Annotated in this window: 9 protein-coding genes; 7 read left to right on the top strand and 2 right to left on the bottom strand. The window is 68.0% G+C overall.

The genetic code is table 11. The annotated features are described in order from the left end of the window. Nucleotides 1-216 precede the first annotated feature (216 nt). Complete coding sequence (locus tag EKL94_RS21080) at nt 217-2,490, top strand: TonB-dependent receptor (protein WP_126930515.1); 2,274 nt, start codon at nt 217-219, stop codon at nt 2,488-2,490. A 112-nt stretch (nt 2,491-2,602) separates the two neighbouring features. Here EKL94_RS21080 and EKL94_RS21075 read toward each other — a convergent pair whose 3' ends face one another. Further along, a complete protein-coding gene (locus tag EKL94_RS21075) occupies nt 2,603-3,442 on the bottom strand; it encodes an acid phosphatase (RefSeq protein ID WP_126930514.1) in 840 nt (279 codons plus the stop codon). Nucleotides 3,443-3,705: 263 nt separating this feature from the next. Here EKL94_RS21075 and EKL94_RS21070 point away from each other — a divergent pair, with 263 nt between their 5' ends. After that, a complete protein-coding gene (locus EKL94_RS21070) occupies nt 3,706-4,584 on the top strand; it encodes a hypothetical protein (protein WP_126930513.1) in 879 nt (292 codons plus the stop codon). Between the two features lie 11 nt (nt 4,585-4,595). Beyond that, on the top strand, nt 4,596-5,798 hold the full coding sequence (locus EKL94_RS21065; protein ID WP_126930512.1) for a DUF4785 domain-containing protein: 1,203 nt from the start codon (nt 4,596-4,598) through the stop codon (nt 5,796-5,798). Nucleotides 5,799-5,849: 51 nt separating this feature from the next. Here EKL94_RS21065 and EKL94_RS21060 read toward each other — a convergent pair whose 3' ends face one another. Next, nucleotides 5,850-6,671 (bottom strand): ABC transporter ATP-binding protein, encoded by an 822-nt coding sequence (locus EKL94_RS21060; RefSeq protein WP_126930511.1) that lies wholly within the window; start codon nt 6,669-6,671, stop codon nt 5,850-5,852. A gap of 151 nt (nt 6,672-6,822) precedes the next feature. Here EKL94_RS21060 and EKL94_RS21055 point away from each other — a divergent pair, with 151 nt between their 5' ends. The 4 genes from EKL94_RS21055 (at nt 6,823) to EKL94_RS21040 (ending at nt 10,896) form a co-directional block, all read left to right on the top strand. After that, nucleotides 6,823-8,025 carry a DesA family fatty acid desaturase gene (locus tag EKL94_RS21055; protein WP_126930510.1) on the top strand — a complete coding sequence of 401 codons (1,203 nt, stop codon included), beginning with the start codon at nt 6,823-6,825 and terminating at the stop codon, nt 8,023-8,025. Beyond that, nucleotides 8,022-8,354 carry an EF-hand domain-containing protein gene (locus EKL94_RS21050; RefSeq protein WP_126930509.1) on the top strand — a complete coding sequence of 111 codons (333 nt, stop codon included), beginning with the start codon at nt 8,022-8,024 and terminating at the stop codon, nt 8,352-8,354. The genes EKL94_RS21055 and EKL94_RS21050 overlap by 4 nt, the downstream gene beginning before the upstream one ends. A gap of 19 nt (nt 8,355-8,373) precedes the next feature. Beyond that, entirely contained in the window at nt 8,374-9,186 is an 813-nt protein-coding gene (mutM, locus tag EKL94_RS21045) for a bifunctional DNA-formamidopyrimidine glycosylase/DNA-(apurinic or apyrimidinic site) lyase (protein WP_126930508.1), read from the top strand. A gap of 105 nt (nt 9,187-9,291) precedes the next feature. After that, on the top strand, nt 9,292-10,896 hold the full coding sequence (locus EKL94_RS21040) for an OpgD/OpgG family glucan biosynthesis protein (protein WP_012509627.1): 1,605 nt from the start codon (nt 9,292-9,294) through the stop codon (nt 10,894-10,896). The last annotated feature ends 265 nt before the right edge of the window (nt 10,897-11,161 follow it).

Genomic DNA, 11,161 nt, shown 5'->3' with positions numbered 1-11,161 from the left:
CAGCCTGGGCGCGGTAACGGTGGCGTGGGGGGGGGGCAGGGATGGACGAGGGGTAACGGGGGGGGGCCTGACGGGGCTGAAAACCCCGGGGTTGGGGGGGGGGGGGGGGCCGGGGGGACGGGGCCATGAACGGCAGGCATTTGCGGGGCAGGTGCTGTATTGCAACAATTATCTGGTAGCGCCGTTTTACCACCCCTCCAAACACAGCCTACCGCCATGTCCCCGACCCGCACTTCCCGTGGCCGCCTTCCGGTCGCGCGCCCCCTCGTTGCCGCTCTTTCCGCCCTGTTGCCGCTGGTAGCAGCCGCCCAGGAAACTCCCGCTGCCAAGGATCCGGTTGCCCTCGATGCCCTGCAGGTGACCGCGCAGCGGCGCGTCGAGAACGCCAAGGACGTGCCGGTCGCGATCAGCGCGATCCAGGGCGAGAAGCTCGATGTGCTGGGTTCGGCGGGTGATGACATCCGCTTCCTGGCCGCGCGCGTGCCCAGTCTCAACATCGAGTCGTCCTACGGCCGTGCCTTCCCGCGCTTCTACATCCGCGGCCTGGGCAACACCGACTTTGACCTCAATGCATCGCAGCCGGTGTCGCTGGTGTACGACGACGTGGTGCAGGAAAGCCCGCTGCTGAAGGGCTTCCCGCTGTTCGACCTGGCCAACGTGGAAGTGCTGCGCGGTCCGCAGGGCACGCTGTTCGGCCGCAATACCCCGGCCGGCGTGGTCAAGTTCGACTCGGCGCGCCCGTCGCAGGATGCCGACGGTTACGTGCGCGTGGGCTATGGCAGCTACAACAGCTGGAACGTGCAGGGCGCCTACGGTGGCCCGCTGACCGACCGCTGGTCGGCACGCGTCTCGGCCATCTACCAGCGTCGCGACGACTGGGTCGACAACACCCGCGCCGGTGCGCCCAACAGCGGTTTCGAAGGCTATGACGAAGCCGCAGGCCGCGTGCAGTTCCTGTACGAAGGCGATGACTTCGAAGCGCTGTTCAACCTGCACAAGCGCAAGCTCAACGGTACCGCCCGCCTGTTCCGCGCCAACATCATCCAGAAGGGTGGCAACGGCCTGGTCGAGAACTTCGACCGCGACAAGGTGGCCAACGACGGCGTCAACTTCTCCGACCTGAAGACCTGGGGCGGCAGCGCGCGCCTGCAGTGGAACCTCGGCTCGGTGACCTTGCACTCGATCACCGGTTATGAAACCGCTGAATCGCTCAACCGCGGCGACATCGACGGTGGCTACGGGGCTGCGTTCCTCGGTGCCGGCAACTCGGGCCCGGGCCTCATCCCGTTCTCGTCCGAGTCGGCTGACGGCCTGCCGCACCACCGCCAGTGGACGCAGGAATTCCGCGTCGAATCCAACGAATGGGGCCGCTTCGACTGGCAGGCCGGCGTCTTCTACTTCGATGAAGACGTGACCATCAACAACTTCAACTACGACTCGCTGACCCCGGGCAACCCGCAGACCGGCCATGTGGTGCAGAACCAGCGCAACAAGGCCTGGGCGGTGTTTGCCTCGGGTGACTTCGATGTCACCGACCGCTTCAAGCTGCGTGCCGGCGTGCGCTACACCCAGGACAAGAAGGACTTCAACGCCAGCGTGCTGCAGGCCGTTCTTCCCTTCGGCACCCCGGTCAGTGGCCCGTACCTGGCCAACACCGACGTCAACGACGTCAGCTGGGACGTCAGCGGCGTCTACAAGCTGACCGACAACGTGAATGCCTACGCCCGCGTGGCCAAGGGCTTCCGTGCGCCGTCGATCCAGGGCCGCCTGGCCTTCGCGCCGGGCCTGTCGCAGGCCGATTCGGAGAAGGTGATCTCGTACGAAGCCGGCATCAAGGCCGACCTGTTCGAGCGCCGCGCGCGCCTGGGCCTGAGCGTGTTCCGCTACAACGTTGACGGCCAGCAGCTGATCGCCGTGGGCGGCACCAACAACACCGCCACCCTGCTCAACGCCGACAAGACCATCGGCCAGGGCGTGGAGCTGGACCTGGAAGCCTACCTGGCTGACAACGTCCTGTTGACCTTCGGCAGCAGCTACAACGACACCGAGATCAAGGACAAGGATCTGGCGGTGGCGATCTGCGGCGGTGGCTGCACCATCAACGATCCGACCACCGTCATCAACGGCGGCACCTATGCACTGGTCAACGGCAACCCGCTGCCGCAGGCGCCGAAGTGGATCCACAACGCGACCCTGCGCGTCGGCTTCCCGCTCAGCGATGGCAGCGAGCTGTATGCCTACACCGATTGGGCCTACCGCAGCGCGGTGAACTTCTTCATCTACGAGTCGCCGGAGTTCCGCGGCCGTAGTTCGCTGGAAGGCGGCCTGCGCCTGGGCTACAACTGGGATTACGGCCAGTACGACGTGGCGGTGTTCGGTCGCAACCTGACCAACCAGACCCGCGTGGTCGGTGCGATCGACTTCAACAACCTGACCGGCTTCCTCAACGAGCCGCGTACCTGGGGCGTGGAGTTCACCGCGAAGTTCTGATGCGGTGGCTGCGGTAATGCAATGAAGAAGGGCCGGCGCAATGCCGGCCCTTCTGTTTCACAGCCACCGGTAGTGCCGGCCGCTGGCGGGCAACGATCGATCCGGCAGGCGCTTACAGCGCGCTCTGCGGGCGCACCTTCAGCACCGCATTCTCGGTGGTGCAATCGCGGCTGGAGTGCAGGCCGGCCTTGCGTGCAGCGGCGATTTCCTTGCGTGCGGCCAGCAGGTCCTTGTTGAACGCAGCGTTGTCGTGCAGGCGGGCCACCGCGGCGGCGCCCATGAAGCGGCCTTCGAGGATGTCGCTCTGCCAGTGCACGTTGCACACCAGGCGGCTCTCGCCGTAGTTGCGGCCGCGGGCCTGGATGGCATCGGCGCGATCCGGTGCGATCTCCGACAGGATCAGCGCCCAGGCCCAGCCGATCGAGGTGTGGCCGGACGGGTACGAGCCGTTCTTGCGCAGGCCGTCTTCGTCCTTCGGCGAGCAGGTCGGTTCACCGTTGACCATGAACGGGCGCGGGCGCTGGTAGTGGTTCTTGGCAGCCTTGGTCGCCGCACTGGCGTCGATCCGGCTGCGCTCCAGCAGTCGGTACAGCGCCGGGGTCTTCACCGCATCGACGTCGATGTCGGCGGCGCAGGAGAAGTGGTTGGCGCCTTCGGGGAAGCCGAGCTCCGCATCGACACCGGCCTGGGCGAAGCGCGGGCTGCCACGCAGTGCGCGGGCTTCACGGCTGACCTGTTCGTCCAGGGCGAGGGCGGCCGAACCGGCCACCGGCGGTGCCGGTACCAGGTCGAGGCTGGCCGGTACCGCGCTCTTGTCCAGATAGCCCACCGCCTTGGTGGTGATGTTGGCTTCGACGGCGGTCGGCTTGGCGGCGGTGGCGGCACAACCGGCCAGGGCCGCGACGACGGCAAGGCCGAGCAGCGGGCGGGCAGGGTGGGAAATCAGCGACATGGACAGGCTCCGGGAGAGAAAACAACGCGCCATGATCGCAGCCCCCATACGACACTGCAGTGGCCATCGGTCATACGGCCAGACCCGGCATGGTCATCGGAAGAATACGAAAAACGTCATCGAGTGACGTCAGTCTCCTGAATCCGGGCGCAGCGCACGGACTTTCACGCGGCTGCGCCGCGAGCATCGGCACAACGGCACGCACCAGGAGCCGTCCAGTTCCAGCCGGACCGGGGGGATCCGTTGACAGAGGGAGAGAAGCGATGCGCAGCACCGCAACAGGAAGTACCGTCCTGGCCCTGCTCCTCGGGCTGGCAGCCGCGCCGGCACAGGCCGCCGACGTGGTCGGCGTGGCCTTCGTGCATGGCACCGGCGCACAGACCAATGCCACCCAGGACTACTGGCAGCCGGCGATCATCGACAGCGTGCGCCAGGGCCTGCCGAACAGCAGCAACTACGTCGTCATCAACTGCGACTTCACCCAGTACATGTGGAAGCCGGAAGCGGCCGGCTGCCTGGCCAACCAGCTGACCAGCTTCATCGACAGCCGTGGCATCACCCAGCTGGTGGTGATCACCCACTCCAACGGCGGCAACGTGATGCGCTGGATCCTGTCCAACCCGACCTACGACAGCCGCTATCCGAAGATCATCCGCACGGTGCGCAAGGTCAACGCGCTGGCGCCGTCCTCGGCCGGCACGCCGCTGGCCGATGCGGTGCTCAACGGCAACACCTTCGAAACCTCGCTGGGCTGGCTGCTGGGCTACAAGAACGACGCGGTGCGCCAGCAGCAGGTGGCGAGCATGGCCACCTACAACGCGCAGAACCTGTACGGCACCGCAGGCCGTCCCGCCCTGCCCAAGCCGTTCCGCGCGGTGGTCGGCAGCGACGTGGAATCGGCGGTGTGGGACAGCAACAGCTACTGCGGCGGCTATGCGGCCAACGTCGGCCTGGAGTTCACCCAGAACTGGCTGTCGTCCTGCTCCGATGGCTTCCTGGAGTGCAGCAGCCAGAAGGCCGCCGGCACCACCTGGTTCACCGACAAGGCGCGTACCCAGGGCGCAGAACCGCTCAGCCACAACCAGAGCCGCCGCGAGTGCTTCGGCCTCGGCACCCTGCTGCGCAACGACCTGACCCAGTGAGGGAGACGACCATGACGATTCAATCCACCCTGCTGGCCGGCGCCGTGCTGGCAGCGCTGTCCCTTTCCGCAGCGCAGGCCGCGCAGCCGCTGCAGGCCGCCCGTGCAGGCGATCAGGTGCCTGCCGCCCTGGTGGCCGCGCCGCTGCCCGCCGACGAAAGCGAGCACGCGCCGCTGGCCTTTGCCTGGACGCTGGACCCGGCACAACCGCTGCAGGCGGCCACGCCGTATGCGTCGGTCAGCCGCAGCTACTGGCAGCAGGTCGATGGCACGCAGCTGCAACGCGGCCTGGACCTGCCGCTGACCGCTGCCGATGCGGTGATCCAGCTGAGCCCGGCCGAGGGTGCCCGTGCAGTGCCGGCCAATGCCCTGCAGGTGCGCGACCCGGCCGGCCGCAGCAGCGTGGCGCGCAGCGTCGATGCCCGCGCGCTGCAGGAGGCCGGCATGCCGGTGAGGGATGGCAGCAGCATGCTGCGTACCGGCGCAACCAGTGCGGCCGGTGCGTACACGCTGCAGAGCGCACAGGCACAGGGCCGCTACGTGGTGCAGGTACTGGAACCCAACAGCCCGCTGCGGCTGGAAGTGCAGGCCAACCAGGCGCAGGTGCTGGCCGGTGGCAACGTGCAGCTGCAGGCACGCCTGCTGGAAGACGGCGCCACCACCGCGCAGCTGGCATTGCGTCGTGGCGGCCTGGGCGGTGAAGCCCTGCTGGTCGCACCGGATGGCCGCAGCTGGCCGCAACGGTTGCTGCGCACCACTGATGGCAGCCTGCGCGCGCAGGTGCGCATCCCGGCCGATGTCGGCACTGTGCAGGGCCTATGGGAACTGCAGGTGTTCGCCCAGGCCGACGGCGTGCTGCGCGATGGCAAGGTGGCCTTCGCGGTGGCGCGGCCGACCGCGCGCTTCAGTGGCCAGGCGGCACCGGACCCGGCCAGCCGCCAGGTGGCGCTGCCGCTGCAGGTGGCGGCGGCTGGCCGCTACGAGGCGCGGGGCACGCTGTATGCCACGGCCCGCGATGGCCAACTGAAGCCCGTCGCGCAGGCACATGCAGCAGCGTGGTTCGATGGCCCGGGTGCAGGCCAGCTGGTGCTGCCGTTTGACCAGGCCGCATTGCCAGCGGGTTTTGGTGCACCGTACGAGCTGCGCGACCTGCAGCTGCAGGACCAGAGCCGGATGGCGCCGATCGAGTCGCGTGCGCTGGCGTTGAAGTTCTGAGGTGGCGTGCAGTGGGCCGGGATATCCGGCCCGCTGCACTGCGCATGTCGATCACCCCGCGTACGCGGTCAGCCGGCCTTCCTGCTCGACCACCGTGATCGCGCCGCCGAACACCGCCGACAGCGGTTCGCTGCGCAGCAGTTCGGCGCGGGTGCCATCGGCCAGTACGCGGCCGTCGCGCAGCAGCACCACGCGCTCGATCTCGGGAATGATCTCTTCGATGTGGTGGGTCACCAGCACCAGGGTGATGCCCTGCTGGGCCAGCACCCGCATGGTCGCCACCAGCTGTTCGCGGGCGACCAGGTCCAGCCCGGTGGAAGGTTCGTCCAGCAGCAGCGCCTGCGGCCGGTTGACCAGCGCGCGGGCGATCAGCACGCGGCGGGTCTCGCCGGCCGACAGCTCGGCGTAGGTGCGTTCACGCAGCGACAGCGCGCCGGTCATCGCCAGTGTCTCGCCGACGCGTGTACGCATGTCGGCGGTCACCTCGCGGAAGGCCGGCACCACGTAGCTGGCAAAGAAGCCGGACAGCACGGCCTGCTCCACGGTCAGCCCCGGCATGTCGGCCAGGTTGCTGCTGAGGTCGCCGGTGACGATGCCCAGCTGCGAGCGCAGCCGGTCCACCTGCCAGCGGTTCTGGCCCAGCACCCTTACCGCCACCGAGCCGTCGACCTGCGCCAGCGGGTACAGCTCGCGGGTGATCAGCTTGATGAAGGTCGATTTGCCACAGCCGTTGGGGCCGAGCAGGGCGGTGTGCTGGCCCTGTGCGATGCGCAGGCTGAGCCCGTGCAGCACCTTCACCTGGCCACGCACCACGGTGGCGTGGTCCAGCTCGATCAACGGGGGCAGCTCCGCGACGGGCGGGGCGGCGGTCATGGTGCTGGCGCGTGGATCAAGGCTCGACAACTCAGGTCCCCAACTGTGAACGGTGCCTCGGATGGCGATGCGAAGCACCGCCGCAGGGATGCAGTTTGCAACGCAAGCGCCCATGATGTCTGCCATCCCCGCGTCGATCCGGAGAGCCGTCATGCCTGATGCCCTGATGTCCCTGTTGACCGGTGGTGTGCTCGGCCTGGGCTGGTGGGCCATGCTGGCGGTGCTGCTGGTCTTCACCCAGATCACCATCTTCTCGGTGACCCTGTACCTGCACCGCAGCCAGGCCCATCGCGGGGTCGATTTCCACCCGGCGCTGGCCCACGTGTTCCGTTTCTGGCTGTGGCTGACCACCTCGATGATCACCCGCGAGTGGGTGGCCATCCACCGCAAGCACCACGCCAAGGTGGAGACCGAGGACGATCCGCACAGCCCGGTCACCCGCGGTATCGGCACGGTGTTCTGGCACGGCGTGGAGCTGTACCGCGAAGCCCGCGGCCAGCGCGCGGACATCGAGCAGTACGCGCGCGGCACCCCGGATGATGCGATCGAGCGCCACCTGTATACCCCGCATGCCACGTTGGGGCCGGTGCTGCTGTTCGCGATCAATACCGTGTTGTTTGGCCTGCCCGGCGTGGCCCTGTGGGCGATCCAGATGGCATGGATCCCGTTCTGGGCGGCCGGCGTGGTCAATGGCCTGGGCCACTGGTGGGGCTACCGCAACTACGAGTCCGCCGATACCTCCACCAATCTCACGCCGTGGGGGGTCTGGATCGGTGGCGAGGAGCTGCACAACAACCACCATGCCTTCCCCAGCTCGGCGCGCTTCGCGATGCGGCGCTGGGAATTCGACATCGGCTGGACCGCAATTCGTTTGCTGCAGGCGCTGCGCCTGGCCAAGGTGTTGCGGGTGGCGCCGGCCATGGACGTGCGCGCGAACATCGCCGTGCCCGATGCTGAAACCCTGAAGGCGCTGCTGTCGCACCGCTTCCAGGCGATGACCGATTACCAGCGCAATGTATTCATGCCGGCCCTGCGCGAGGAAGCTGCGCAGGCTGGGGCCAAACTGCGCCGCCTGCTGCCACGCCGGTTGCGCCGCGGCCTGGTCAACGATGGCCGCTGGCTGAAGCCGGACAGTCGTGCCCAGCTCAGCGAATGGGTGGCACAGCGCCCGCGCATCCGCACCCTGGTCGAGTACCGCGCGCGGCTGGCGGCGCTGCTCGAGGCCCGCGGCCACGATGCCGCCGAGCGCCTGCACCAGCTGCAGGACTGGTGCTGCGAGGCCGAGGAAAGTGGCATTGCCGCGCTGCAGGCCTACGCCGCGCGATTGAAGGGCTACAGCCTGGTGGGCGCGTGAGGGCTGGGTACGGGGTTCTGCTGGCGGTGCTGCTGCCGGGTGCGGCGCTGGCCCAGGTCACCGATACCACCAGCTACCTGCAGCGGATGGACAGCGACGGCGACGGCAAGGTCAGCGAGGCCGAGTACGTGCAGTGGATGCTGTATGCCTTCGACCGCATGGACCGCAATGGTGATGGCGTGCTGAGCGCCGACGAGCTGCCCGGTGGCAAGGGCAGGGCGATCAGCCGCGAGCAGCAGCGGCAGGTGATCGTGCAGCGCTTCCATAAGCAGGATGCCAACGGCGATGGCGTCCTGGATGCCCGTGAACTGGCGGCGCCACCACGCTGAGCGGGCGTAGAATCGGTTCATGCCTGAACTGCCCGAAGTAGAAACCACCCGCCGCGGCCTGGCGCCGCACCTGCAGGGCCGCCGCGTGCATGGCGTGATCCTGCGCCGCGCCGACCTGCGCTGGCCGATTCCGCCGGAAGTGGCCGAGCTGCTGCCGGGGCAGCGCATCGAGGAGATCCGCCGCCGCGCCAAGTACCTGCTGCTGGATACCACCATCGGCAGCGCGGTGCTGCACCTGGGCATGTCCGGCAGCCTGCGCGTGCTGCCCGGTGATACGCCGGTGCGCGCCCACGACCACGTCGACATCAGCCTGGACAACGGCCGCCTGCTGCGTTTCAACGACCCGCGCCGCTTCGGCAGCCTGCTCTGGCAGCCGGCCGGTGAAGTCCATCCGCTGCTGCAGGGGCTGGGCCCGGAGCCGCTGGACGAGGAGTTCGACGGCGACTACCTGTTCGCCCGCAGCCGTGGCCGCAGCGCGCCGGTGAAGACCTTCCTGATGGACCAGGCGGTGGTGGTGGGCGTGGGCAACATCTACGCCGCCGAGAGCCTGTTCAAGGCCGGCATCAGCCCGCTGCGCGAGGCGGGCAAGATCTCGCGCGGGCGCTACCAGCGGCTGGCCGACGCGGTGAAGGAGATCCTCGGCTACGCCATCACCCGTGGCGGCACCACGCTGCGCGATTTCATCAGCCCTGACGGCGCGCCGGGCTACTTCGAGCAGGAACTGCTGGTGTACGGCCGTGACGGGCTGCCCTGCCCGAACTGTGGCCGCGCGCTGAAGCACGCCACCATCGGCCAGCGCGCCAGCGTCTGGTGCAGCCACTGCCAGCGCTGAGGCGGGCGGCCAGCGGCAGCTGAACGGGCAGGGGACGTCTCCGCTGCCCGTTAACGTTTGTCTGCCTATGATGGCCGACCTTCCCTCTGTGCCTGACGCGCCTGCATGCAACGACGCGACTTCATCCGCAATGCCTCCCTCGCCCTGGCTGCATTCGGCCTGCCGTCCCTGCCCGCGTGCGCGGCCAGCAAGAGCGGCCAGATGGGCCTGCGCCGCCTCGGCCAGCCGCAGCCGTTCGACTTCGCCACCCTGAAGGGCCAGGCGCGCGCGCTGGCACAGGCGCCCTACAAGAGCCACAAGCGGGTGCTGCCGGGCCGCCTGGAAGGCCTGGACTGGGATCAGTACCAGTCGATCGGTTACCGCCAGGACCATGCGCTGTGGGCCGACCAGCCGGGCAAGTTCCAGGCCAAGTTCTTCCACCTGGGCCTGTACTTCCATTCGCCGGTGCGCATGTTCGACGTGGTCGACGGCAAGGCGCAGGAGCTGGCCTATGACGGCGCAGCGTTCAACTACGGCAAGAGCGGCATCAAGGACGGCGAGCTGCCGGCTGACCTCGGCTTCGCCGGTTTCCGCCTGAACACCCGCAAGGACACCGACCGCGATTTCGCCGCCTTCCTCGGCGCCAGCTACTTCCGCGCGGTCGGCAAGGAAGGCCAGTACGGCCAGTCCGCGCGTGGCCTTGCGATCGACACCGGCATGGGCAAGCCGGAGGAATTCCCGGACTTCATCGCCTATTACCTGGAACAGCCGTCGGCCGATTCGGAAACGATCGTGGTCTACGGCCTGCTGGATTCGCCCAGCGTGGCCGGCGCCTATCGCTTCGCGATCACCAATGGCGACGTGCTGCTGATGGACATCGACAGCGCGCTTTACCCGCGCAAGGCGATCGAGCGGTTGGGCATCGCCCCGTGCACCAGCATGTACCAGGTGGGCGAGAACGACCGCCGCATGGCGTGGGACTGGCGCCCGGAGATCCATGATACCGACGGCCTGTCGCTGTGGACCGGTGCTGGCGAGTGGATCTGGCGGCCGCTGCTGAACCCGCGCAACCTGCGTTTCAACATGTTCGTGGACCGCAACCCGCGTGGTTTCGGCCTGCTGCAGCGCGACCGCAATTTCGACCATTACCAGGACGACGGCGTGTTCTACGAGAAGCGCCCGTGCCTGTGGGTCGAACCCAAGGGCGAGTGGGGCGAAGGCTCGGTGCAGCTGGTGGAGATTCCCACCGTGGACGAGACCTTCGACAACATCGTGGCGTTCTGGAACCCGAAGGAAAAGCCGCAGCCAGGCCAGGAACTGCTGGTCGGCTATCGCCTGTACTGGGGTGCCGAGCCGCCGGCACGCCCGCCGCTGGCGCACTGCGTGGCCAGCCGCACCGGCCTGGGCGGCGTGGTCGGCAAGAAGCGCGAGTACTTCAGCTGGCGCTTCGCAGTGGACTTCGAAGGCGGCGAACTGGCCAGGCTGATCGACAAGGGCGAGGTCGAGGCGGTGGTGGAAGCCAGCCGCGGCCGGGTCGAGATCGTGTCGGCGCGACCGCTGCGCGAGATCAACGGCTACCGAGCGATGTTCGACCTGGTGCCGCCGGAAGGCAGCACCGAGCAGATCGACATCCGCCTGTTCCTGCGCAGTGGCGGCAAGACCCTCACCGAGACCTGGCTGTACCAGTACACTCCGCCGCCGGCCGGCGCGCCGGAGCGGACGCTGTACTGAGTGGTTTGGAATTGCAGGGCTTGCAGCCCTGCACCCGCTTCAAGCCAAGGCGACGTCAAATGCGCGCATTCCGTGGGATGGCGGGGTGAGTCCGGTTGAGGGGGACGCTGCAAGTACGTCCATGTAAGCTCGGTCGCCGCATCCATGCGGCTCACGCCCCCTCAACCGGACCCACCCCGCCTCGTATACAAATCTCCGAGCCCACCACACGGACTCCTCACCCGTATGCCCTGTTGCCGTTGACAAAAAAAAACACAGAAGCAAT

It is taken from the genome of Stenotrophomonas maltophilia (assembly GCF_003970865.1).
Classification (GTDB): Bacteria; Pseudomonadota; Gammaproteobacteria; order Xanthomonadales; family Xanthomonadaceae; genus Stenotrophomonas; species Stenotrophomonas maltophilia_AR.
Note: the sequence above shows the minus strand (reverse complement) of the source record. Positions and strands in the feature narration are given on the sequence as shown.